This window comes from Microbacterium enclense, assembly GCA_038182865.1.
Classification (GTDB): Bacteria; Actinomycetota; Actinomycetes; order Actinomycetales; family Microbacteriaceae; genus Microbacterium; species Microbacterium enclense_B.
On the sequence record CP116226.1, the window covers coordinates 3,276,477 to 3,300,689 of the forward strand.

The following is a 24,213-nucleotide window of genomic DNA, read 5'->3' on the forward strand; positions in this document are numbered from 1 at the left end:
CGTTCGCTGAGCTTGTTCGAGGGACGCGCAGAGCCGTGCTGGACCGAGATCCCGGCACCCCGAACCTAGAACGCGCGCAGGTTCGCCTGGAGCCCGCCGTCGACGTACTCCTCGCGGAGGATCCCGCGACGACGCAGGATCGGTACCAGGTCGTCCAGGAGGCGATGCACGGTCACCGGGTGCAGGTCGCCCCACAGCAGCACGCCGTCGTTGCCCCACGTGCCGAGCTCCTCGATCCGGTCGGCGAACTCGTCCGCCGTGCCCACGAAGCCGGAGCCGTCGTTCAGGCGTCCCAGACGCGCGTGCGCGGTGAGCAGCGTCCGCAGCGGTGCGTCGGCGTCGTGCTTTCCGACGAGCCGTTTGATGCTGCCCTCCGACACGTGCTCACCGAAGATCGACCGGTCCAGGGGGTTGTCGAGGTCGAGTCCGGTCAGATCGGTCTCGAGGTCGCTCGACTGCTTGCGTGCGATGCCGATGAGCGTCTCTTCGGAAGGGTCCGCGGATGCCGCGACGAGGCGATCGGCCTCCTCCGGCGACGAGACGAGCACCGGCTGGATCGCGAAGAGGATGCTGATGTCGTCGGCCCTGCGCCCTGCGGCCTCGGCAGCCGCGTGGATGCGGCCGCGGTAGGCGCGGATGCTGGCCTCGTCGAGCGGAGCGAGGGCGAGCTGCACGTCGGAGTTGTGCCCCGCGAACGACAGGCCACGCCCCGATCCGCCGGGGGAGACGATCGCCGGCTCGCCATCGGTGAACGGAATCGCATTGAGCGGACCGTCGAACCCGAAGTGCTCGCCGCGGTGGCGCGTGGCATCCAGCTTCGTCCCGTCCGCGTAGACACCCGACTCCTCGTCGACGACGAGCGCGCCCTCGCCCCAGCTCCGCCAGAGTTCACGGATGCCGTCGAGCCATTCCTCGGCCCGGTCGTACGCCGCGTCGTGCCCGAGCTGCGGATCGGTGGAGAAGTGCCGCGCGCTGCCGGTGTCGGTCACGACGTTGAGGCCCAGTCGGTGACCGCTCAGGTGCTGGAGCGTCGAGAACTGACGGGCGGCGGTGTACGGGAGGTACGCAGCCGGGTTGACGGTCGGCACGACACCGAGGTGACTCGTCTCGGCGAAGAGGTACGGCGCAAGCAGCAGCGGGTCGTGCTTGGGGCCACCGAAGGCGTGGCGCACGCGGAGGTCGATCGTCTCGGCGCTGCCCAAGGACGGTGCGTCTTCGATGATCAGAAGATCGAAACCCGCCTGCTCGAGGGTTCGGGCGGACTCCTGGTAGAGCTGCGGCTCGGTCCAGCGGTGATTCCACCGGAGGTACGGGTGGCCCCAGCCGTGCGGACCGAACCCGCGCGCGAGGAACCACCCGAAATGCTGCAGCCGGCTCACAGCACGACCGTCTCACGCTCGGCGACGGGGACGCCCACGAGCGCTTGCTGGAGGTCGACGAGGATGTCGTCGATGTCTTCGATGCCGATCGAGAGGCGGATCGTGCCGGGGAACACCCCTGCGCGCTGGCGTTCGTCCACCGTCCGCGCGGAGTGGGAGGTGCTCTGCGGGTGCAGCACGAGGGAGCGCACGTCACCGAGGTGGGTCATGTGCGTGATGAGTTTCACCGACTGCACGACGTGGCGCGCGGCTTCGAGGCCGCCGCGGAGGGTCACGGTGAACACCGACCCCGTGCCGCGGGTGAGGTATCGCCGCCCGAGCTCGTGATGGGGGTGCGAGTCGAGGCCGACATGGTCGACGCGCTCGACCTCGGGCCGGGCCTCCAACCACCGTGCGACCGCGAGGGCGTTCTGCGACTGGCGCTCGACGCGAAGGCTCAACGTCTCGATGCCCTGTCCGATGAGGAAGGCGTTCAGCGGCGACGGCGCCGGGCCGAACCGCGGAGCGACGCTCTCCCGGATGTAGGCACCACGCGCGCGGGCCCCGTACTTCTCCGCGTAGCTTGCGCCGCCCAGGCGGTCGGTCTGCACGAGATGCGGGAACCGATGACCGGCTGCCGCGGCGTCGAATCGCCCGTCATCGACGATCACGCCGCCGAGCACCGCACCCTGGCCGGCGAGGAACTTGCTCGCCGAGTGCACCACGATGGCGGCACCGTGTTCGATCGGGCGCAGGAGGTAGGGCGTCGTGAACGTGCTGTCGACGACGAGGGGGATGCCGTGCGTGCGGCCGATCGCGGACACGGCGGCGATGTCGAGCACGTCGTTGCGCGCGTTCGAGAGCGTCTCGGCGAACAGCGCCTTCGTGCGGGGGGTGATGGCGTCCCGCCAGGCGTCGAGGTCTGATGTGTCGACGAACGTCGTCTCGATCCCCAGGCGCGCGAGGTTGTCGAGAAGGAGCCCTCGGGTGCCCTCGTAGATGTGCTCCGAGACGACGACGTGGTCGCCCGCACCGGCGAGAGCGAGCAGCGCGACGGTCACGGCGGCCTGGCCGCTCGAGACGAGGACGGCCTGGTCACCGCCCTCGAGAGAGGCGAGCCGGTCTTCCACGGCCTGCACCGTGGGGTTACCGGTGCGGGTGTATCCGAAGCCGGAGCCGGTGCCGAAGTGCTCCGCTGACTCGTCGAGGTCGGTGAACGTGAAACCGGCCGTGAGATAGATGGGCAGAGCGCGGGGCGAGGCGGGCATGGTGGACGCTCCGACGTGCACCTGTCGGGTCGAGAATCCGGGCTCTGCGTTCGCGGCCATGCGGCACGCTCCTTCCTGCGGCGTCTCGACAGGCTCGCACGAGCGGGTGCGAGGCGCCGAAATGTGCGGCGCCGTGTTACGCCGGTGCGCGGGCGCGGAGGCGATCCCCGGGCACCGCTCGGGTCGGACCTGCGGGGAAGGCGCGGTCGCGCGCGCGGCTGACCCGCACGAGCCCGGTGGTATCGTGGCGAGGTGCGGATCGCCGGCCTCCTCCTTAGCGGCCGCGACGAGACCTTGTTCTAGGCCTTTCTCGTCGCGGAGTTCGTCGCGGGCCTCACACCCCTCCCGAGGAGAAGCGCAAACATGACCGGCATCCCTGATCACCCCCGTACCCTGGCTGAGAAGGTCTGGGACGACCACCTCGTCGTCAAGGGCGAGGACGGCCAGCCCGACCTCATCTACATCGACCTGCACCTCGTGCACGAGGTGACCAGCCCCCAGGCGTTCGACGGCCTGCGTGCCGAGGGGCGCCCGGTACGTCGCCTGGACCTCACGATCGCGACCGAGGACCACAACACCCCGACGCTCGACATCGACAAGCCGATCGCCGACCTCACGAGCCGTACGCAGATCGACACGCTGCGCCGTAACGCCGACGAGTTCGGCGTCCGCATCCACTCCCTCGGTGACAAAGAGCAGGGCATCGTCCACGTCGTGGGCCCGCAGCTCGGGTTGACAATGCCGGGCATCACCGTGGTCTGCGGAGATTCGCACACCTCGACGCACGGCGCGTTCGGTGCCATGGCCTTCGGCATCGGCACGAGCGAGGTCGAGCACGTGCTCGCCACGCAGACGCTTCCGCTGAAGCCGTTCAAGACGATGGCGATCACCGTCGAGGGCGACCTCAAGCCCGGCGTGACCGCGAAAGACATCATCCTCGCGATCATCGCCAAGATCGGTGCGAACGGCGGTCAGGGCTACGTGCTCGAGTTCCGTGGCAGCGCGATCCGCTCCCTCTCGATGGAGGGGCGGATGACGATGTGCAACATGTCGATCGAGGCCGGCGCCCGCGCCGGCATGATCGCCCCCGACGAGACGACGTTCGCCTACGTCAAAGACAAGCCGCACGCCCCGCAGGGTCAGGACTGGGACGACGCCGTCGCGTACTGGCGCACCCTCCCCAGCGACGAGGGCGCCGTCTACGACGCCGAGGTGTTCCTCGACGCGAACGAGCTCGAGCCCTTCGTCACCTGGGGGACGAACCCGGGCCAGGGCGTCTCGCTCTCGGACGTCGTGCCGACCCCGTCCGACATCGCCGATCCCAACGAGCGAGCCGCTGCGGAGCGGGCGCTGGAGTACATGGACCTCGAGGCGGGAACGCCGATGAAGGACATCCCCGTGAATGCCGTGTTCATGGGTTCGTGCACCAACAGCCGCATCGAAGACCTTCGTGCCTTCGCGTCCGTCATCCAGGGCCGTACCAAGGCGGAGAACGTCCGCGTCATGGTCGTCCCGGGGTCTGCGCGCGTGCGCCTGGAGGCGGAGGCCGAGGGCCTCGACAAGGTCTTCACCGACTTCGGCGCCGAGTGGCGCTTCGCCGGATGCTCGATGTGCCTGGGGATGAACCCCGACCAACTGGCGCCGGGGGAGCGCTGCGCGTCGACCTCGAACCGCAACTTCGAAGGTCGTCAGGGCAAGGGCGGCCGTACCCACCTCGTCTCGCCGCTGGTCGCCGCCGCGACCGCCGTCCGCGGCACGCTGTCGAGCCCGGCAGACCTCGACGCCGTAGCCGTCGAGACCGTTTCGACCGGGGCGGAGGCCTGACATGGAGAAGTTCACCACGCACACCGGTATCGCCGCTCCCCTGAAGCGCTCGGCGGTCGACACTGACCAGATCATCCCGGCCGTCTTCCTCAAGCGCGTCACCAAGACCGGCTTCGACGACGCGCTGTTCGCCAACTGGCGTCAGGACCCGGAGTTCATCCTGAACCAGGATGCCTACCGCTCGGCGTCCGTCCTCGTGGCCGGTCCCGACTTCGGTACGGGCTCCAGCCGTGAACATGCCGTATGGGCCTTGCGCGACTACGGGTTCAAGGTGGTACTGAGCCCCAAGTTCGCCGACATCTTCCGCGGGAACTCGGGCAAGCAAGGCCTGGTCACGGGGGTGATCTCGGAGGACGACCTCGAGCGCATCTGGGCCGCCATCGAGGCGCAGCCCGGCGTCGAGATGACCGTCGATCTCACCGCGAAGACCGCCACCCTGGGCGACCTCCAGGTGTCGTTCGAGATCGACGATTACACTAGGTGGCGGCTTCTCGAAGGGCTCGACGACATCGGGCTCACGCTGCGGAACGAAGACAAGATCACGCAGTTCGAGGCGCGCCGCGAGGCATGGCGGCCGCGGACCCTTCCGGTCCGCTGATCCCGATCGCCCCGATCGGGTCGATTCACCGCCCCTCGTCCACGAAGTGAGGTCCACCCCCCTATGAGCACACTCGTTTCCGACACCGGAGAACACCACATCGGCCAGCAGCCGGACTGGGAGGCGGCAGAGACGCTCACCATCCGCGGCGGTCGACCGCTGCGTGGCACCGTGGAGGTCAAGGGGGCGAAGAACCTCGTCACCAAGGCGATGGTGGCCGCACTTCTGGGCGGCACCACCAGCACCCTGCGCGACGTGCCGATGATCAGCGACGTCAAGGTCGTCCGTTCCCTCCTCGAGGTGCACGGTGTGACCGTCACCGAGGGCGATGAAGAGGGCACTCTGCACCTCGACCCCTCGGGCGCGGTCGCCGCGCACTTCGAGGAGATCGACGCGCACGCCGGCGCCTCGCGCATCCCGATCCTCTTCTGCGGCCCCCTGTTGCACCTGCTCGGTGAGGCACTGATTCCCGACCTCGGGGGATGCCGCATCGGTGACCGTCCGATCAATTTCCACATGGACGCCCTGCGCGCGTTCGGCGCCGTGGTCGACAAGAGCTACGAGGGCATTCGCATCACGGCTCCGAACGGTCTGCACGGTGCCGACATCACGCTGCCGTACCCCAGCGTCGGCGCGACCGAGCAGGTGCTGCTGACCGCGGTGCGCGCCAAGGGCGTGACGGAGCTGCGCAACGCGGCGATCGAGCCCGAGATCATGGACCTCATCGCGGTGCTGCAGAAGATGGGCGCGATCATCTCCTACGAGCCCAACCGCGTCATCTTCATCGAGGGTGTGGACAAGCTCGACGGGTACGACCACCGCGCGATCTTCGACCGCAACGAGGCCGCGTCCTGGGCCTGCGCCGCGCTCGCGACCGACGGCGAGATCTTCGCGAAGGGTGCACGCCAGCAGGACATGCTGACGTTCCTCAACGTCTTCCGTAAGGCGGGCGGATGGTTCGACGTCCGCGAGGACGGCATTCTGTTCCGTCGGGGCGAGGCGCTCAAGCCCGTCATGGTCGAGACCGATGTGCACCCGGGCTTCATGACCGACTGGCAGCAGCCTCTCATCGTCGCGCTCACGCAGGCGAACGGGACCTCGACCGTCCACGAGACCGTCTACGAGAATCGACTCGGCTTCACGGCCGCGTTGAACAAGATGGGTGCCGACATCGTCGTGCACCCCAAGGGCATCGCGAGCCCCGACCGCCGTGTGCCTCGCCGCGACCTCGAGCAGGCCGCCGTCATCAACGGACCGACGCCGCTGCACGGGGCCGATGTCGAGGTGCCGGATCTCCGTGGCGGCTACAGCTACGTCATCGCCGCCTTGGCGGCCGAGGGCGAGTCGACGGTGCGCAACATCGGCATCATCCGCCGCGGGTACGAGAAGTTCCTCGAGAAGCTCACCGCTCTCGACGCCGACTTCTCCGTCGTGGGCTGAGGCCGTGGTCGCGACCCCAGAGAAGAGTCGACCGAGCGCCTTCTGGCCGCTCGCCGCGATCGTGGTCCCCCTCACGGGACTCTTCGCTCGGATCGAGATCCGCGGCAGCGAGCACCTCCCGCGGGAGGGGGCGTACGTGCTCGCTCCGAACCACAATTCGGAGTTCGACCCCGTCATCGTGGCGGTCGCCGTGTGGCGTCTGGGTCGCGCACCGCGATTCATGGCGAAGGAGAGCCTGTTCAGGGTGCCTGTTCTGGGCGCCGCGCTCCGGTCCACGGGCATGGTGCCCGTTCCCCGAGCGTCGACCAGCGCGAACCAGTCGATGAAGGCGGCCGAGCAGATCGCGAAAGACGGCCGCGGCGTCATCGTCTACGCCGAAGGAACCCTCACACGAGACCCCGACCTGTGGCCGATGCGGGGCAAGACCGGGGCGGTACGTCTCGCCCTCGCGGGCGACCTGCCGCTGATCCCCATGGCCCAGTGGGGCGTCCAGCAGATCCTGCCCCGCTACGGCAAGCTCAGGTTCCCGCGGCGCTCGCGCGTGATCGTGGAGTTCGGCCCGGCGATGGATCTGTCGGAGTACACCGCGACACCGACCCAGCCCGCCACGCTCACGCGCGCCACCGACGCGATGATGAACCGCATCACGACCATGCTCTCCGGCATCCGGGGTCTGCCCGCCCCCGCTGAGCGCTGGAACCCGTCGCAGCACGGGCAGAACGAGACGGGCCGCCTTGAGTCGTAAGAACGTCGGTCCCGTCGCGGGCCCGAAGATCGCGGTCGTCGGGGCGGGCAGCTGGGGGACGACCTTCGGCAAGATCCTCGCCGACGGGGGAGCCTCCGTGGTGATGTGGGCCCGGCGTCCGGAGCTGGCCGCCGAGATCACCGAGTCCAAGCGCAACAGCCGCTACCTCTCGGGGATCAACCTCCCCCGCACGATGACGGCGACCACCGACCTCGCCGAGGCGCTGCGGGGTGCCGAGCAGATCTACCTGTCGGTTCCGAGTCAGTCGCTGCGCGAGAACCTCGCCGCGATCAAGCCGCTCGTCGAGCACACCGACGTACCGATCGTGTCACTCATGAAGGGCGTCGAGAAGAGCACGGGCCTGCGCATGAGCCAGGTCATCGAGCAGGTCCTGCAGTGCGATCCGGCGCGGATCGCCGTGGCATCCGGTCCCAATCTCGCCCTCGAGATCGCACGCGAGCAGCCCACCGCGGCCGTCATCAGCTCGCTGAGCCCCGAGACCGCGGAAGCGGTTGCTCGCCGCGCGCGCAACCGCTACTTCCGGTCGTTCGTGAACACCGACGTGATCGGTACGGAGTTCGGCGGCGTCCTGAAGAACCTCATCGCGGTGGCGATCGGCATCGTCGACGGCGTGGGGTACGGCGAGAACACCAAGGCGTCGATCATCACGCGAGGGCTCGTCGAGATGACCGATTTCGCCGTGGCACAGGGGGCCCAGCCCGAGACGCTGCAGGGTCTCGCCGGCCTCGGCGACCTCATCGCGACGTGCCAATCACCGCTGAGCCGCAACAACACGGCCGGGCGTCTGCTCGGTCAGGGGTACGGCTACAAGGAGGTGGTCGCGCAGATGCAGCAGACCGCCGAGGGCCTGGCATCCGTCGCCCCCGTGCTCCAGCTCGCGAAGCAGGTCGGTGTCGACATGCCCATCGTGCAACAGGTGAAGATGGTGCTCGACGGCACCATGGATCCGCGCGACATCGCGCCGCACCTGACGACCGACGACGACCAGCCGCAGGGCGAGAGGACGCAGAATGACCAAACCGGTGGTGGTGGTGCTCTTCGGCGGGCGCTCCAGCGAGCATTCGATCAGTTCCGCCACGGCGGGCGGGGTGCTGCGCGCGATCGATCGTGACCGCTTCCGGGTGATCCCGGTCGGCATCACGCGCGACGGCGCCTTCGTCCTCGAGGACGACGATCCCGACAAGTTCGCTCTCATCCCCGAGGCGCTCCCGCAGGTGGTCGACAACGGTACGCGCGTGCGTCTTCCCGACTCGACCCTGTCGCGCGAATGGTCGGTGACGGATGCCGAGGGCACCCGTTCCCTCGGCGAGGTCGACGTCGTGCTGCCGATCCTGCACGGACGCTTCGGCGAAGACGGGACCGTGCAGGGGCTCCTCGAACTGCTCGACATCCCGTATGCCGGCGGCGGCGTGCTCATGTCGGCGATCGGCATGAACAAACACGTCACCAAGCAGGTGCTCCGGTCGGCGAACGTCCCGGTCGTGCCGTGGGTCGCCGTGTCGCGGGCCGATCTCGCGCGCGATCGTGCTCTCTGGGAGCGCCGCATCCGTTCCCTGGACCTGCCCGTCTTCGTCAAGCCGAACCAGGCCGGATCGAGCGTCGGCGTCTCGAAGGTCTCCCGCTGGGACGACCTGGACGACGCCCTCGACACCGCTTTCGCCGAGGACGGCCTCGTCCTCGTCGAGCAGGCGATCGTCGGCCGTGAGGTCGAGTGCGGCGTGCTCCCCGGCCGCGACGGGGGGCCGATCCGTGTGAGCGTCGCGGGCGAGATCGTCGTCACGGGTCGGGAGTTCTACGACTTCGAGGCGAAGTATCTCGATGCCCCGGGCGTCGACCTCGTCTGCCCCGCGGATCTCAGCGACGGTGAGCTCGAGGAGATGCAGCGCATCGCCGCCCGGGCATTCGACGCGATCGGCGGCCAGGGACTCGCGCGCGTCGACTTCTTCTACACCGGTACGGAGTTCTACGTGAACGAGGTGAACACCATGCCCGGGTTCACGCCCATCTCGATGTTCCCGACCTGTTGGATCGCCTCGGGCCTCAGCTACCCCGACCTGATCAGCGACCTGATCGACGCGGCGCTGCCCTCGGCCTGACGGCTCTCACCACGCTGACCTCGGCCTCGTGTGCGCCAGAACCCCGTTTCGGCGGACGTTCGGCCCAAGCCGGCGCACCTCCACGGACGCGACCGATGGTCGGCAGCCGGGGCGGGGGCTTACGGGGTCGACGACGGCTCGGGAGCCGGGGTCGCGTCCGACGGCGCCGTGCACTTCGCGCCGGTCTCGGCGAGCCAGTCCCGGATGAGCGGTCCGAGGGCCTGAGCGACGTCTCCGCTGCTGGCGACCGCCTGGTCGAGGTACACCTGCAGCGCGGGCTCGCGCCCGTAGGTCGTGAGCGTGTATTTGTTCTGATCGGCCTGCGACTCGTCGATGATCCAGTCGACCCCGTCCGACGTGCGGCAGGGCAGGGTCGTGGGACCGGGAGCCTCGAGACCGCACGTCATGAGAATGGATGCCGGATTGCCCCAGGCGGCCGTCGCCTGCGCGTCGGTCCACCGTCGTTCCTGGCCCGAGATCGTCTTCGGCAGTCGCGAGACCACGTTGGCGCACGCGGGGTCGTTCGCGAGCTTCGCCGGCTCCATCGCGACGGTCGTGCTGCATGCCGCGAGCCCCGGAAGGAGCAGGAGGGCGGCGAGCAGCGCGGAGGTCCGAGAGAAGCGGGGCACCCCTCCAGGCTAATAGCGTGGGGGAGTGACCGACGCCGACACCGCCCGTGAGCTCACCGTGGGAGAGCTGTCAGAGGGGCAGATCCTCCGCGGCATCCTGGATCGCCTCCCGCCATCGTCCGCTCCCGTCGGGCCGGGCGACGATGCGGCCGTGCTCGCCGTTCCCGACGGTCGTGTCGTGGCCACGACGGACACGCTGGTGCACGGTCCGGACTTCCGCCTCGCGTGGTCGTCGGCGCATGACCTCGGGTTCAAAGCGGCCGCCGTCAACCTCGCCGACGTCGCCGCGATGGGCGCGCGCCCCCTCGCCCTCCTCGTGGCGCTGGCCATGCCCGACGACACGCCGGTGTCCTTCGTCCGCGGCTTCGCCGACGGTCTGCGCGATGCGTGTGCCCAGCTGGCCCCCGGCTGCGCCGTCGAGGGCGGCGACCTCACGGTCTCCGACACCCTCACGATCGCCGTGACCGCCCTCGGCTCCCTCGATGGGCGCGCCCCCGTCCGTCGCTCGGGGGCGCGGGCCGGAGATGGTGTCTACGTGATCGGCGAACTCGGTCCGGCGGCTCGCGGAATCGAGCTGCTTTTCCGTCGATTCACGGATGCCGACGGAGCCCCGGTGCCCGTGACCGCCGAGGATCGCGCCGCGCTCTCACCGACGGATGCCCACGCGCTCTCGCGGCAACTCACCCCCCGCCCTCCCATCGCAGACGCCCAGCGCGCGGCCGACGCCGGGGCGACCTCGATGATGGACATCTCCGACGGCCTGGCGCTGGATGCCACCCGCCTCGCGGATGCCTCGGATGTGACGATCGCCCTCGATTCCGCCGCGCTGGGTGACGATCCGGCGCTCGCGCTGCGCGGGGGAGAGGATCACGGGTTCCTCGTCACCTTCCCGGCGGGCGCCGACCCCGTCGGTCGACGTGTGGGGACGGTCGAGGAGCGAGGAGCGGATCCCCTCATCGTCGACGGCACCCCCTGGACGGGACGCGCGGGCTGGGACCCCTATCGGGACTGGGACGCAGGTCGCGGCTGAGCCGGCACAGCGGCGCGCGTCATGCCGGCGGTCGACCCCACCACATCGTCGTGTCGCCGTACGCGCGGTCGCGCTCCGGTTCGAGGCCCGCGGTGGCCCAGTCCGGAGCCGGTGAGCGCGTGGCCCGCTCGACGATGACGGTGGCATCTCGACTCAGCCGCGGAGCGAGAGCCACCAGGACGCGGGTGAGCTCGTCCTCGCCGACGTCGTACGGGGGGTCGATGAAGACGAGATCCCACTCGGCGGTCGATGCCGTGAGGTAGGTCGTGACGTTCGCGCGGTGCACGCGCGCGGCGCCGGTGACACCCGCGGAGCGGACCCGTTCGGCGTTCGTGCGGATGAACGCGGTGGCGGGCGCCGACAACTCCACGAGGTCGGCCGCGGCGGCCCCGCGGCTCAGACTCTCCAACCCCAGTGCACCGGAGCCGGCGTACAGATCCGCCACGCGAGCGTCGTCGAGGAGGCCCGCGGCGTCGAGGGCGCCGAACAGCGACTCACGGACCCGGTCGCTCGTGGGACGGGTGCCCTTGGGCGGCACGTCGAGCACGGTGCCGCCGGCGCGGCCGGAGATGATGCGCGTCACGGACTCAGCCTAGGGTTTCCGCGAGCGCCGACCGCTGCGCCGGCGTCGATGTCGGCGGCCGTCCCTAGACTCGGAGCATGCCCGGTCTGTCGCTCGCCTCCCGTCTCGACGGCGCCGTCGGCGGCAAGACGGCGGCGGCATTCGACCGTGCCTTCGGCATGAAGACGGTGGGGGAGCTCCTCGAGCACTACCCGCGGCGGTACGCCCGGCGCGGCGAACTCACCCCGATCTCCACGCTTCCGCTGGGTGAGCCGGTCACGATCGTCGCCGAGGTCGTCAGCGCCAACGAGCGGCGGATGCAGAATCGCCGGGGCTCGCTTCTCGAGGTCGTCATCAGCGACGGCGACGGCCGACTGTCGCTGACGTTCTTCAATCAGCCGTGGCGGCTGAAAGACCTCACGCCGGGCCGACGAGGGATCTTCTCGGGCAAGGTCGGCGAGTACCGGCGTCAGACGCAGCTCACCAACCCCGACTACGAGCTCTTCGACGACATCGCCGAGGCCCGAGCAGAGGCGGAGGTCAGCGCGAAGCGGCCCATCCCGATCTACCCGGCCACCGCAACCGTCCCGAGTCCACTCGTGCAGAAGACGATCTCCCTCGTCCTCGACGCTCTCGGAGACATCGACGACCCGCTGCCCGACGACTTGCGTGCGCGCCGTGCTCTGCTGCCCGCGCGCGCCGCCCTGGAGCAGATCCATCGACCCGAGAACGACGACGACATCCCTCCCGCGGTGGCCACGCTGCGGATGCAGGAGGCGTTCGTGCTCCAGACCGCGCTGCTGCAGCAGCGCCAGTTCGTGCGCGCCCTCTCGGCGACGCGACGACCTGCCCAGCCCGGGGGGCTGCTCGAGCGGTTCGACCGGATCCTGCCGTTCGAGCTGACTCCCGACCAGCAGAGCGTCGGCGCGCAGATCGCGTCCGACATGGTCGGTGATTGGCCGATGAACCGCCTGGTGCAGGGCGAGGTCGGGTCGGGCAAGACGCTCGTGGCGTTGCGCGCCATGCTCCAGGTGGCCGAGACCGGGGGGCAGTCGGCGCTCATCGCACCGACCGAGGTCCTCGCCGCGCAGCACCTGCGCTCGATCGCTCGAATGCTCGGTCCGGAGTTGGCCCCCGAGCTGATGCCGACGCTGCTGACCGGACAGCTTCCGGCCGCGGAGCGTCGGAAGGCGGCGCTCCGCGTCGCCTCGGGGCAGGCGCGGATCGTGGTCGGTACACACGCGCTCTTGAGTTCGACGACCACGTTCGCGGATCTCGGATTCGTCGTCGTCGACGAGCAGCACCGTTTCGGTGTCGACCAACGCGAGGCGCTTCGTGCGAAGGGGGAGTCGCCGCACACGCTCGTGCTCACGGCGACGCCCATCCCCCGGACGGTCGCCATGACGGTGTTCGGCGACCTCGACGTGTCGACCATCCGTACGATGCCGGCCGGGCGTGCCGGCATCCAGTCGTTCGTCGCCCCTCTCGCCGAGAAGCCGAGTTGGTTCGCGCGCGTCTGGGACCGCGTGGCCGAGGAGGTGTCGCAAGGCCGGCAGGCGTTCGTGGTGTGCGCCGCGATCGACGCCGACCAGCTCTCCGCCGACGAGAAGACCGATGAACCGGCGGACGCGCCCGAGGCGGCGCCGCCGACCACCGCCTCGGGCGAGGCCAACCGCACGCGCTGGGGAGTCGTGCAGGTCGAGGCGCTGCTATCGAGACTGCCGGCGTTCGCCGATATCCGGGTCGAGATCCTGCACGGCAAGATGCCCGCAGACGAGAAGGACGCCGTGATGCAAGCCTTCGCCCGGGGAGACATCGACGTGCTCGTCGCCACGACGGTGATCGAAGTCGGCGTCGACGTCCCCAACGCCTCCACGATGGTGATCCTGGAGGCTGATCGATTCGGCGTCTCGCAGCTCCACCAGCTGCGCGGCCGCGTCGGTCGCGGCGGAGTGCCGGGGCTGTGCCTCCTCGTCACCGAGGCGTCTCCCGGTACGTCCTCGCGGGCCCGCGTCGACGCCGTGGCCGCCACGCTCGACGGTTTCGCCCTCGCGGAGGTCGACCTCGAGCTGCGCGGCGAGGGTGACGTCCTCGGCGGCGCGCAGTCCGGCGTACGGTCGTCGCTACGCCTTCTGCGCGTCGTCACCGATGCCGACCTGATCACCGAGGCGCGCGCCGAGGGGGAACGCCTTCTCGCCGACGACCCGGCTCTGCAGCGGCATCCGGGTCTCGCGGCCGCACTCGAGCGTCGTCTCGGCGTCGAGGAGCGGGCGGCTCTCGCGAAATCGTGAGAGCCGCGGTCGCCGAGCCCTGTCCCGGAGTCATCGGTAGGCTGGCCGCATGAATCCCCGGATCGCCGTCGTTCCCGGCTCGTTCGACCCGCCGACGCTGGGACACCTCGATGTGATCCGCCGTGCAGCCGGTCTCTTCGACCAGCTTCACGTTCTCGTCGTGCACAACCCCGGCAAGGAGGCGATGCTGCCTCTCGCGCAGCGCCAGTCGCTCCTCGAGCAGTCGATCAGTGAGGGCGGGGTCGAGGGTGATGTCGTCGTCGCCGCGTGGAGCATGGGACTCCTGGTCGACTACGCGACCGAGGTGGGGGCGAAGGTGCTCGTGAAGGGTATCCGTTCACAGGTCGACGTGGCGTACGAGACACCGATGGCGATCGTCAATCGTGACCTCGCGCACGTGGAGACCGTCTTCCTGCTGCCCGACCCCTCGCACGCTCTCGTGTCGAGCTCGCTCGTCCGCCAGGTCGCGGGCCTGGGCGGCGACGTTTCTCCGTACGTCCCCCCGGCTGTCGCGCGCTTCCTCGACACCGGGGCGCGCGGGATCTGACGCCCACGCCCCTCGCGGGGCACGGCCGCGTGGCCCGGCCCGCGTCCGGGGGCGCGCGGGTAGAATCGACGACCGTGAGAACCCACCGTCCCGGACCTTTCCAGCTCCCCGTGCGCGACATCGAGCGCAAGCCGGGCGAGATGCGCGAACACACCCTCGAGCTTCCGTCTCCCGAGAAGTGGGGCGAAGGGCTCGTGTCGGTTCCCGAGGGTGAGCCACTCGACCTCGAGGTGCGACTGGAGTCGGTGCACGAGGGCATCCTCGTCTCCGGCAGCGTCGACACCACCGCTGTCGGCGTCTGCGGACGGTGCCTCATCGACATCGAAGAGCCTGTCGAAGTCGAGTTCCAGGAACTTTTCGCGTATCCTGGGGACGAAGCGAGTGACTTCGACGTTCAAGACGACCACGTGGATCTTGAAAATCTGGTCCGGGACACGATTGTCCTGTCGCTTCCGTTCCAGCCGGTGTGTCAGCCGGACTGCCCCGGGCTCGACCCGAACACGGGCGAGAGGCTGACAGAAAGCCCCGGCGACACGGAGCAGACGTCCGTTGATCCTCGATGGGCTGCGCTCCAGCAGTACACCCCAGACGACGGCGATGCGCTCCGCGCCGCCCCCAAGACAGAGAAGAGCTAGTCATGGCAGGTAACCCCCCGAAGCGGAAGGTCTCCCGCTCGAACACCCGCTCGCGCCGCGCGCAGTGGAAGGCCGAAGCCCCCGCGCTGGTCAAGACCATCGAGAACGGCAAGGTCGTCTACAGCCGTCCCCACCAGGCCAAGGTCGTCACCGACTCGCAGGGCACCGAGCTCTTCCTCGAGTACAAGGGCCGCAAGGTCGCCGACGTCTGATCGGCGACGTGACGCGAAACTCGTGACGCGAAACACCATCGAGCGCTCAGCGCTCACCGAGAAGCTCGGGGTCGATATCGACCCCGAGCTTCTTTCGCTCGCTCTGACACACCGCTCGTTCGCCTACGAGAACGGCGGGATCCCGCACAACGAACGCCTCGAGTTCCTCGGGGACTCGGTGCTCGGGCAAGCCGTGACCGTGCGGCTGTTCACCCAGCACCCCGACCTCGACGAGGGCCAGCTCGCGAAGCGCCGTGCGGGAGTGGTCTCCACCATCGCCCTCGCCGAGGTCGCCCGCGGGATCGGTCTCGGAGAGCACGTGCGGCTCGGCCGCGGCGAGATCCTCACGGGCGGCCACGACAAGGACTCGATCCTCGCCGACACGATGGAGGCCATCATCGGGGCGACCTACCTGTCATCCGGTCCCGACGCCGCCACCGCGATGGTGCTGCGGCTCGTCGAACCGTTGATGGCCGACCCTGCTCGCTACGGTGCGGCGATGGACCCGAAGACGAGCCTGCAGGAGATCGCGGCGCGTTTGTCGCTGTCGGCGCCGGTCTACGGTGTCGAGGCCGCGGGTCCCGATCATGACCGACGTTTCACGGCGACCGTGACGGTCGGCGATGTCGTGACCACCGGGACCGGTTCGAGCAAGAAGCAGGCCGAGATGGCCGCAGCCCTCACCGCCTGGCACGAGCTCGACGCGCATGCCTGAGCTTCCCGAGGTCGAAGTCGTCCGCGCCGGCCTCGAACCCGCGGTCACCGGCGCGCTGATCGCCTCCGTCGACGTTCGCGATGAGCGCGCGCTCACGCGCCACACCGGCGGCGCGGCGCACTTCGAAGCCGAGGTCACCGGTCGACGGATCACCGCGGCGGTGCGGCGAGGGAAGTTCTTGTGGATGCCGGTCGCCGACGACGAGGCGATCGTCACGCACCTGGGGATGAGCGGTCAGATGCTGCTGCGTGTCCCGGGCGCCCCCGAGGAGCGGCACGAGCGGATCCGCATCGAGCTCGAGCACCCCGTCCACGGTCCGCTGTCCGTGGTGTTCGCCGATCAGCGGACCTTCGGGTCGCTGGCCCTCGACACGTTGGTCGATACGCCAGACGGCGCCGCGGCCGGCCGCGGTTCGGCTCTTCCGCGCGTGCCGACACAAGTCGCGCACATCGCCCGCGATCCGCTCGATCCCGCCTTCGACGAGGCGCGCTTCCGCGCACGGCTGGCCCGCACGTCGTCGGGGATCAAACGTGTGCTTCTGGATCAGACCGTCGCGAGCGGCATCGGCAACATCTACGCCGACGAATCGCTGTGGGCGGCGCGGATCCACCCCGAGAGCGTGGCATCCACTCTTCCGACCCGCGCGGTCAATCGACTCCTCGGCGAGGTGCGCGCCGTTCTCGAGAAGGCCTTGGCGGAGGGCGGCACCAGCTTCGACGCGCAGTACGTGAATGTGAACGGCCAGGCGGGGTACTTCGCCCACTCCTTGAACGCCTACGGGCGAACCGGTCAACCGTGCCCCCGCTGTGGCCGGCCGATCGTGCGCGTCTCGTTCATGAACCGGTCGAGTCACTTCTGCGCGCACTGCCAGCGCGTACGCTGAGCCCCGTCGCGCGCGTACCGACACGAGCCGCCGGGATGTGTCGCCCCGCTCTCACGAGGCGACGGATCCCGGCGACTCAGTCGGGCGATGTCAAGCGAGGACCTTCTTCCACGCGCCCTCGTAGGCGACGGGCACGAAGCCGATCTGCTCATTGATGGAGAGCATCGGGCGATTCTCCTCGGCGTTGTACGTCAGCACGCGCGGAGACTCGGGCGCGATGTCGTGCCAGGCGAGGAGGCCCGCGCACTTCACGAGCGTTCCGAGGCGGTGCCCGCGGTGGGCGCCCACGACGAGGGTGTCGTGCTGAGACGTCGCCCCCGCTCGGTCCTTACCGATCGCGAGCTCATTGAAGGCGACGAGTTCGCCGCTGTCGACGTGCTGCGCAGCGGTCACCAGGAGGTGCCGCCCCGCATCGAGGTAGGTGCGCTCGTAGCGACGAACGCGATCGGCATCCCAGATCTCTTCGTCGTACTCGAGACCGGCAGCGGGAGCATCGGTCACCATGCGCTCCTTCATCCGGGCGAGGCCGTCAACGAACTCGTCCGGCGTCGGCAGGGTCCATTGCACGACGCGATACCCGGTGGACGCCGCCTCCGCCTCGGCGAGGAGTTCCTCGAGGCGCGACCGTGACCCGCTGAGATCGTAGGAGCTCACCCGTACCACCTGCTCCAGCGAATGACCGGATGCCAGGAAGAAACGCGCGATGTGATCGTGCGGCACGGACCCGAAGCCCGTGGGAGCGTGGAGGTGCGGTTCGTCCGCGGCGGGGTGTTCGGCCCACGACTGCAGGACAGTCCGGCCGTGTTCGCGTGCCGTGCGCTCGATCAGGGCGAAGCCGGCGCGACCGATGCCGCGGCCCCAGACGGAGCGGAGGAGTTCGACGAGCCAGAATCCCGATCGGGCGCCTTCTTCCTGAGGGAGGTCCAAACCGATGCGTCCGACGACCTCGCCGTCGAGAACGACGATCCACGAGTACCGCACCTGTGCGGGGTCGGGCTGGAAGTTCGGGAGGAGCTCATCCGCCGGCATGGCATGGTCGTCGTGGCCGGAGATCTCGGCGTACACCAGATTGCGCACGCGGGTCATTTCGCGGAAGTCCGCGGCGTCGTCGCCGTCGATGGAGGCGGGGATGTGCAGGCGTCGGAACTCGACGCCCGGGGGAAGCGAGGTCATGAGATGTCTTTCGTGAGGAGGGGAGGAAGGGTGTGCACCGCCCCGGGGACGACGCACACCCGATCAGGTGGGCGGACGCAACAGCGACGCGGTGCGGGACCAATCGCGTTCGCGACGCCGGCGCTCGGCCGACTGGACGAATGCGCGGTGCGTCGTGGCCGTGCGCAGTTCTCTGACGTGGACACGCGCCGCGTGACGCGTCAACAGCCAGAGGCCGAGCCGCAGCGTGAGACGGTCGACGAGGCCGACCGGTCGGTTGCTGATCGTGGGGAGGGAGATGGTGGGCGTGGCCGCGGTGTGCTGCGGCGCGCGCGTGGGCAGGGTGCTCATGCGGAGGCTCCGAGAGAGAAGAGAGCGAGAGAGAGGATGGCGAGCAATGCTCGCGCGAGGAACGGATCGGACGATCCGCGTGCCCGGCATCCGAGGGATGCGACACAGGAGGCGGAGACGCGTGGCGTCTCGACGCGACGGGGTCAGCCCAGATAGGTGGGCATGCCGACGGCGGTGGTCACTCCGGCGAACGAGGCAGACAGCACGGGAGCGGCGGTGAAGCCGGTGGCGGCGAAGCCAGTGGTGTTGCGAATCATGGGAGGACCTCCTTTCGACGTCGGTTGCGACCCCCGACGCTAGCGAACGCTGTCAGCGGATGTCAAGCTCGCGTCCAGACTCGGCGGACTCCCGCGCGCGCCCCGCGACCCTGAACGGCTCGCCACCGCGGAATCCCGCGGTTCCTCCGGTAGCGTGAAGCGTTGACGACCAGGCGGGAGGCGCGGCGACATGCACTTGAAGAGCGTGACGCTCAAGGGCTTCAAGTCGTTCGCGCAGTCCACGACCTTCGCCCTCGAACCCGGGGTCACCTGCATCGTCGGACCCAACGGCTCGGGCAAGTCCAACGTCGTCGACGCCCTCGCCTGGGTCATGGGCGAGCAGGGGGCGAAGACTCTTCGCGGCGGCAAGATGGAAGATGTCATCTTCGCCGGCACCTCGACGCGCGGGCCGCTCGGTCGGGCCGAGGTCCAGCTCACCATCGACAACTCCGACGGGGCCCTCCCGATCGACTACAGCGAGGTCACCATCAGCCGGACGCTGTTCCGCACCGGGGCCAGCGAGTACGCGATCAATGGGCAGACCAGTCGCCTCCTCGATGTGCAAGAACTGCTGAGCGACTCCGGCCTCGGGCGCGAAATGCACGTCATCATCGGGCAGGGGCGTCTCGACACCGTGCTGCAGGCCACGGCCGAAGATCGGCGCGGTTTCATCGAGGAGGCCGCGGGGATCCTCAAGCATCGACGGCGCAAAGAGAAGACCGTGCGCAAGCTCGAGGCGATGGAGACCAACCTCACGCGCCTGAGCGATCTCGCTGGTGAGCTGCGTCGCCAGCTCAAGCCCCTGGGGAAGCAGGCGGAGATCGCCCGCGAGGCCGCGACCATCGCCGCCGTCGTCCGCGACGCGAAGGCGCGTCTGTTCGCCGACGAGCTCGTGCGGTTGCGTGGCCAGCTCGCTGATGCCGCCCGCGCGGAGAATGAGCGCCACACCGAGCGTCTGGTTCTCCAGGAGCAGGCCGAAGGGCTGCGCCATCGCGTCGAGCGGCTCGAGGAAGAGCAGCGTTCGGAAGCCGTCGACCAGGCCCGGCGCGTGGCGTTCTCCCTGGAGCAGGTTCAGGAGCGTCTCCGCGGACTCTATACGCTCGCGGGGCAGCGCCTCGCCCTGCTCTCCGACGACGACCGCGACACCGCAGCCTTCTCTCCGACGGTCTCGCAGTCGATGATCGACGACGTCCGTGGCGAGATCGACGACATCGCCGCCGGCCTCGGCGATGCGCAAGATGCGGCAGCCGACGCCGCGCGGTCCGTCACTCGCGCGCGGGCGGAGCTGGACGCGCTGGACGCCGACATCGCGGCACAGAGCGCCCTCGTGTCCGAGCACGACATGAAGCTCACCGCGTTGCGGGGGACGGCCTCCGCGGCTGCGTCGACCCGCGATGCCGTGCGCGCGGGCGTCGAGCGCCAGCAGCGCGCGCTCGATGCGGCCCTGGTCCGTCGGCGGGAGGCCGAGGAGGCTCTCGCCGCGCTGGATCCCACGTCGACTCCTGAGGCGTCGACGGCGGAGCATGCCGCCGCCTACGAGCGTGCGCAGCGCGACGCGAACGAGGCCGAGACCTCGGTGGCCCAGCTGCGGGAGCGGCTCCACGCCGCAGAGCGCGAGCGCGACGCTCTGTCGGCTCAGACCACCGCGCTGAGCCGGGCTCTGGACGTGCGCAATGCCGCTGCGGAGCTCGTGGCATCCGGGCAACCAGGGGTTCGCGGTCTCGTCGCCGACGCGGTGAAGGTCACGGCCGGTTACGAGGCCGCGATCGCTGCGGTCCTCGGATCTCTCGCGGAAGGCGTCCTCGTCGACGACGCGGGTGCGGCCTTCGCGACAGCACGAACGGCAGCTGAGGACGACCTCGGCATGGTGGAGATCGCCCTCGCCGAGTCGGTGACCGTCGCGCCGTCAGCGGGGACGGTGGCCGGTGGCATCCGGGCCGCAGAAGTGGTGACCGCGCCGCCGGGCGTGCTCGGTGTCCTCTCGCACGTCGTCGTCGTCGATGATCTGGAGGCCGCGCGCGCGGCGTGGGGTCAACTCGACGATCGCGTGGTCCTGGTGACCCGCGCCGGCCAGGTGCTGACGGCGCACACCCTGCGCGCGGGCTCCGGCGCTGGTCGCTCGCGGCTCGAACTCGCGGCGGAACGGGATGCCGCGGCGGAGCGCCTCGCCGAGATCGTGGTCGTGGCCGATTCCCTCCGCGAGGCGCTGAGGGAGGGTCAGCGCTCACTCATCGATGCCCGTCAGCGGACGAAGGACGCACTGGCCACCCTGCGGGCACACGACGCCGCCCTCGCCGCGCAGGCCGAGAAGGTCAACCGCGTGACGGTCCGGCACGAAGCTGCGGTCGCGGAATGCGAGCGCTTGGAGGCGGGGCTCGCGCAGGCCGTTGCGGCGGTCGACGACGCCGAGAAGGACGCCGAAGCGGCCGAAGCTGCTCTCACTCGGGCGCTGGAGGTTCCCCGCCCGATCCTCGACGCGTCCGCCCGTGACGGGATGGTGTCCGACCTCGAGACGGCGCGCGAGGTCGAGATGCGAGCGCGACTCGACATCGAGACGCTCAAAGAGCGCGTGCGGGCGGGCGAGGCGCGCATCGTCCAGCTGGAGAATCAGCGCGAACGCGAGCGGGCGGCCGCGGAAGAGGCCGCGCGACGAGCCGTGGTCCGCCGCGCCCAGCGCGAGATCGCCGCCGACGTCTCACGACAGCTTCCGGCCCTGCTCGATTCGGTCGACCGGTCGGTCAGCCAGGCGCGCGTCCACCTCGCCGCCGCCGAGGCAGCCCGCACCGCCGTCTCTGCCGATCTGGCCCGCGCGCGCGGCGAAGAGAGCGCCGTGCGCGAGCGCCTCGCCCGCTTGACCGAGAGCGTGCACGGACTCGAACTGCAGATGCACGAGAAACGTCTGCACGTGACGAGTCTGCTGGAACGAGTGCAGTCGGAACTCGCGCTTGACGAAGACATTCTCGTTTCAGAATATGGGCCGGACGAGCCCATTCCTGCCGAGGGCGAGGGGAAGACCGTGCCGTTCGACCGGGCGGAACAGAAGCGCCGCCTGCAGGATGCGGAGCGCAAGCTTGGTCAGCTCGGTCGCGTGAATCCCTTGGCGCTGGAGGAGTTCGCAGCTCTCGAGCAACGGCACGCGTTCCTCACCGAACAGCTCGCCGATCTGCAACAGACGCGGGCTGATCTCCAGACCATCATCACGGAGCTCGACGAGCGGATGCAGACGATCTTCGTCGCGGCTTTCGAAGACACACGCGCCGCGTTCACCGAGATCTTCCCCATCCTCTTCCCCGGGGGCTCCGGCAGCATCTCGCTCACCGACCCGGATAATCCCCTCACGACAGGCATCGAGGTCGCTGTTCGTCCCGTGGGCAAGAAGATCGAACGGCTCTCTCTCCTGTCGGGTGGAGAGCGCTCGCTCGCGGCCGTCGCATTCCTCACGTCGATCTTCACCGCACGACCGAGCCCGTTCTACATCCTCGACGAGGTCGAGGCCGCACTCGACGACGCGAATCTGGGGCGACTTCTCGGCGTCTTCGAGAAGCTTCGGGCGAGCAGTCAGCTCATCGTCATCACGCACCAGAAGCGCACGATGGAGATCGCCGACGCGCTGTACGGCGTGTCGATGCGGCAAGACGGGGTGTCGGCCGTGGTCGGGCAGCGCGTCGGCGATCGGGCGGCAGCCCAGCGGGAGAGTGCCCCCGTAAGCTGAGGGAATGGCTGAGAACTCCTGGTCGCTGGGACGCGCGCTGCGCGGGCTGTTCGTCAAACCCACGATCGACGAGACGACGTGGGAAGATCTCGAGACCGCCCTCCTCACGGCCGACTTCGGTCCCGACGTCACCGAGCGACTCGTCGACGAGCTGCGCGAGAAGGTCGAACGGTTCCGCACGACGGACCCGCGTGACCTGCAGCGCATGCTGAAGGAGACGCTGGAAGAGCACTTCGCGAAGTTCGACACGACCCTGCGGTTGACCGAACGCCCCGCCGTCGTCCTGGTCGTCGGCGTCAACGGTGTCGGGAAGACGACCACCATCGGCAAGTTCGCCAAGTTCCTCCAGCGGTACGGTCGGACGGTGGTCGTCGGGGCCGCCGACACGTTCCGCGCTGCGGCCGTCGACCAACTGGCGACGTGGGCGGAGCGCGGGGGTGCCACGATCGTGCGCCCACAACACGAGGGCCAGGACCCGGCATCCGTCGCTTTCCAGACCGTCGCCCACGCGAAGGAGACCGGCACCGAGATCGTCCTCGTCGACACGGCCGGCCGGCTGCACACGAAGGGCGGCCTCATGGATGAGCTCGGCAAGATCAAGCGCGTGATCGAGAAGCAGGCACCGATCGCCGAGGTGCTCCTGGTCCTGGACGCCACGACCGGACAGAACGGCCTGATGCAGGCCCAGGCCTTCCTCGACAGCGCGGGGGTGACCGGCCTCGTGCTGACCAAACTCGACGGGTCGGCCAAGGGTGGCTTCGTGCTCGCGGTTCAGGAGCGCACCGGCATCCCGGTCAAACTCCTCGGTCAGGGCGAGGGCATCAACGACCTCACCGGTTTCACCCCCCACGTTTTCGCCGCCTCGCTCGTCGACTGAGATCTCCCCACGCCGCCGGTCGCGGGCGGGTCGCCTTCCCGAAGCGGGTGAGGACTGGTTTCATGGACTCATGGCGATCGAGCACGATTTCTTCGGACTCCTCGAGTCCGGACCCGACGGGTCGATCTTCTGGTCGGAGAACGTGGAGTTCGGCGATCAGAACGTGACCGTCGACCTCACTGCGCCCGATCAGGACGACGTGTCCGTCGAGGCGCTGGATGTCGCGGCCGCCATGATCTCCGCTCTGGAAGCGATCGATCTCGCCGCCCGGAACGCCATGGTCGGCGAGCTCGACTCGCGCACCAGCGAGGTGACGGAATACATCCTCCAGCAACAGGCCACTCTCGGCGACGAGATCGACGATCTGCTGATCGACCCCTCCGGTGACACCCACATCGACGTCATCAAATCGATGCAGCTCATGAGCGTGACGATCCTCGCCGACGAGCACGGGGGAACCGATCCGTTCGCGGTGCTCGAGTACGCCCTGGACCCGGATGCCACCGACGATGTGCTCCTGGTCAACCTGGCCTCCGACGGCAAGGTGCAGTCGGTCACCAGCGCCGATTGACCTCGTGCAGACCTTCCTCCCGTACCCGTCCTTCGCGGAATCGGCCGCCGTGCTCGACGCGAAGCGGCTCGGGAAACAGCGGGTGGAAGCCTTCCAGCTCTTGCGCGCGCTCACGGTCTCCGGGCATGGGTTCCGCCATCACCCGGCCGCCAAGATGTGGGCCGACCATCTGCCCGCCCTCGTCTCCTACGGCCTCGTCATGACCGATGAATGGATCGCACAGGGGCGCGCGGACACGGTGCGCGAGAAGATCCTCGCCTTCGCTCCGGAGGTCGACGGCGTCGCGCAGGACGACCTCGACCTGCCGTCGTGGATCGGTGACGAGGCGTTCCACCTCTCGCATCGCTCCAACCTCGTCCGAAAGGATTCCGCGTTCTACGTTCCCCGCTTCGGCGACGTCCCCGACGACCTTCCCTACGTCTGGCCGCTCTGACGCGGA

At 69.3% G+C, this 24,213-nt stretch carries 23 protein-coding genes; 17 read left to right on the forward strand and 6 right to left on the reverse strand.

The features are described 5' to 3' along the window. Nucleotides 1-65 precede the first annotated feature (65 nt). Nucleotides 66-1,379, reverse strand: a complete 1,314-nt coding sequence (locus PIR02_15410) for an LLM class flavin-dependent oxidoreductase (protein WZH36136.1) — start codon at nt 1,377-1,379, stop codon at nt 66-68. Next, on the reverse strand, nt 1,376-2,686 hold the full coding sequence (locus PIR02_15415; GenBank protein WZH36137.1) for an aminotransferase class I/II-fold pyridoxal phosphate-dependent enzyme: 1,311 nt from the start codon (nt 2,684-2,686) through the stop codon (nt 1,376-1,378). Before PIR02_15415 ends, PIR02_15410 begins: the two co-directional genes overlap by 4 nt. 303 nt (nt 2,687-2,989) lie before the next feature. Here PIR02_15415 and leuC point away from each other — a divergent pair, with 303 nt between their 5' ends. From leuC to PIR02_15445, 6 genes are all read left to right on the forward strand, one after another. Next, nucleotides 2,990-4,450 (forward strand): 3-isopropylmalate dehydratase large subunit, encoded by a 1,461-nt coding sequence (gene leuC, locus PIR02_15420; protein WZH36138.1) that lies wholly within the window; start codon nt 2,990-2,992, stop codon nt 4,448-4,450. 1 nt (nt 4,451) lies between these two features. After that, the gene (gene leuD / locus PIR02_15425) at nt 4,452-5,048 is read left to right on the forward strand and encodes a 3-isopropylmalate dehydratase small subunit (protein WZH36139.1); all 597 of its coding nucleotides are present in this window, start codon (nt 4,452-4,454) and stop codon (nt 5,046-5,048) included. Nucleotides 5,049-5,111: 63 nt separating this feature from the next. Beyond that, nucleotides 5,112-6,488 (forward strand): UDP-N-acetylglucosamine 1-carboxyvinyltransferase, encoded by a 1,377-nt coding sequence (gene murA, locus PIR02_15430; protein WZH36140.1) that lies wholly within the window; start codon nt 5,112-5,114, stop codon nt 6,486-6,488. 4 nt (nt 6,489-6,492) lie between these two features. Then, nucleotides 6,493-7,233: a lysophospholipid acyltransferase family protein gene (locus PIR02_15435; protein WZH36141.1), complete on the forward strand. Its 741-nt coding sequence runs from the start codon at nt 6,493-6,495 to the stop codon at nt 7,231-7,233. After that, nucleotides 7,223-8,365 carry an NAD(P)-dependent glycerol-3-phosphate dehydrogenase gene (locus PIR02_15440; GenBank protein WZH36142.1) on the forward strand — a complete coding sequence of 381 codons (1,143 nt, stop codon included), beginning with the start codon at nt 7,223-7,225 and terminating at the stop codon, nt 8,363-8,365. Before PIR02_15435 ends, PIR02_15440 begins: the two co-directional genes overlap by 11 nt. Then, nucleotides 8,265-9,350 (forward strand): D-alanine--D-alanine ligase, encoded by a 1,086-nt coding sequence (locus PIR02_15445; protein ID WZH36143.1) that lies wholly within the window; start codon nt 8,265-8,267, stop codon nt 9,348-9,350. Before PIR02_15440 ends, PIR02_15445 begins: the two co-directional genes overlap by 101 nt. Nucleotides 9,351-9,469: 119 nt before the next feature. On the opposite strand, the gene PIR02_15450 is transcribed toward PIR02_15445, so the two are convergent. After that, nucleotides 9,470-9,979 carry a DUF3515 family protein gene (locus PIR02_15450; GenBank protein ID WZH36144.1) on the reverse strand — a complete coding sequence of 170 codons (510 nt, stop codon included), beginning with the start codon at nt 9,977-9,979 and terminating at the stop codon, nt 9,470-9,472. Between the two features lie 25 nt (nt 9,980-10,004). On the opposite strand from PIR02_15450, the gene thiL reads away from it, so the two are divergent. Beyond that, nucleotides 10,005-11,009: a thiamine-phosphate kinase gene (gene thiL / locus PIR02_15455; protein ID WZH36145.1), complete on the forward strand. Its 1,005-nt coding sequence runs from the start codon at nt 10,005-10,007 to the stop codon at nt 11,007-11,009. 19 nt (nt 11,010-11,028) lie between these two features. On the opposite strand, the gene rlmJ is transcribed toward thiL, so the two are convergent. After that, nucleotides 11,029-11,592, reverse strand: a complete 564-nt coding sequence (gene rlmJ, locus PIR02_15460; GenBank protein ID WZH36146.1) for a 23S rRNA (adenine(2030)-N(6))-methyltransferase RlmJ — start codon at nt 11,590-11,592, stop codon at nt 11,029-11,031. A gap of 77 nt (nt 11,593-11,669) precedes the next feature. Here rlmJ and PIR02_15465 point away from each other — a divergent pair, with 77 nt between their 5' ends. The 6 genes from PIR02_15465 to mutM all read left to right on the forward strand — a co-directional run bounded on the left by PIR02_15465 (nt 11,670) and on the right by mutM (nt 16,854). Then, nucleotides 11,670-13,862 (forward strand): ATP-dependent DNA helicase RecG, encoded by a 2,193-nt coding sequence (locus tag PIR02_15465; GenBank protein ID WZH36147.1) that lies wholly within the window; start codon nt 11,670-11,672, stop codon nt 13,860-13,862. Nucleotides 13,863-13,911: 49 nt separating this feature from the next. Continuing rightward, nucleotides 13,912-14,409, forward strand: a complete 498-nt coding sequence (gene coaD / locus PIR02_15470; protein ID WZH36148.1) for a pantetheine-phosphate adenylyltransferase — start codon at nt 13,912-13,914, stop codon at nt 14,407-14,409. A gap of 140 nt (nt 14,410-14,549) precedes the next feature. After that, nucleotides 14,550-15,044, forward strand: a complete 495-nt coding sequence (locus tag PIR02_15475) for a DUF177 domain-containing protein (protein WZH39024.1) — start codon at nt 14,550-14,552, stop codon at nt 15,042-15,044. Between the two features lie 2 nt (nt 15,045-15,046). Then, nucleotides 15,047-15,256, forward strand: coding sequence for a 50S ribosomal protein L32 (rpmF, locus tag PIR02_15480; protein ID WZH36149.1), 210 nt, complete (start codon nt 15,047-15,049; stop codon nt 15,254-15,256). A 22-nt stretch (nt 15,257-15,278) separates the two neighbouring features. Beyond that, nucleotides 15,279-15,971, forward strand: a complete 693-nt coding sequence (gene rnc / locus PIR02_15485; protein ID WZH36150.1) for a ribonuclease III — start codon at nt 15,279-15,281, stop codon at nt 15,969-15,971. After that, complete coding sequence (mutM, locus tag PIR02_15490) at nt 15,964-16,854, forward strand: bifunctional DNA-formamidopyrimidine glycosylase/DNA-(apurinic or apyrimidinic site) lyase (protein ID WZH36151.1); 891 nt, start codon at nt 15,964-15,966, stop codon at nt 16,852-16,854. Before rnc ends, mutM begins: the two co-directional genes overlap by 8 nt. Nucleotides 16,855-16,944: 90 nt before the next feature. Here mutM and PIR02_15495 read toward each other — a convergent pair whose 3' ends face one another. Both PIR02_15495 and PIR02_15500 read right to left on the reverse strand, forming a co-directional pair. Then, complete coding sequence (locus PIR02_15495; GenBank protein ID WZH36152.1) at nt 16,945-18,027, reverse strand: GNAT family N-acetyltransferase; 1,083 nt, start codon at nt 18,025-18,027, stop codon at nt 16,945-16,947. Between the two features lie 63 nt (nt 18,028-18,090). Beyond that, nucleotides 18,091-18,357: a hypothetical protein gene (locus PIR02_15500; GenBank protein ID WZH36153.1), complete on the reverse strand. Its 267-nt coding sequence runs from the start codon at nt 18,355-18,357 to the stop codon at nt 18,091-18,093. A 447-nt stretch (nt 18,358-18,804) separates the two neighbouring features. Between PIR02_15500 and smc the strand changes: the two genes are divergently transcribed. From smc to PIR02_15520, 4 genes are all read left to right on the forward strand, one after another. After that, nucleotides 18,805-22,326 (forward strand): chromosome segregation protein SMC, encoded by a 3,522-nt coding sequence (gene smc, locus PIR02_15505; GenBank protein WZH36154.1) that lies wholly within the window; start codon nt 18,805-18,807, stop codon nt 22,324-22,326. 4 nt (nt 22,327-22,330) lie between these two features. Beyond that, nucleotides 22,331-23,203 (forward strand): signal recognition particle-docking protein FtsY, encoded by an 873-nt coding sequence (ftsY, locus tag PIR02_15510; GenBank protein WZH36155.1) that lies wholly within the window; start codon nt 22,331-22,333, stop codon nt 23,201-23,203. A 70-nt stretch (nt 23,204-23,273) separates the two neighbouring features. After that, the gene (locus PIR02_15515) at nt 23,274-23,774 is read left to right on the forward strand and encodes a DUF2004 domain-containing protein (GenBank protein ID WZH36156.1); all 501 of its coding nucleotides are present in this window, start codon (nt 23,274-23,276) and stop codon (nt 23,772-23,774) included. Nucleotides 23,775-23,778: 4 nt separating this feature from the next. Further along, entirely contained in the window at nt 23,779-24,207 is a 429-nt protein-coding gene (locus PIR02_15520) for an MSMEG_6728 family protein (GenBank protein WZH36157.1), read from the forward strand. The last annotated feature ends 6 nt before the right edge of the window (nt 24,208-24,213 follow it).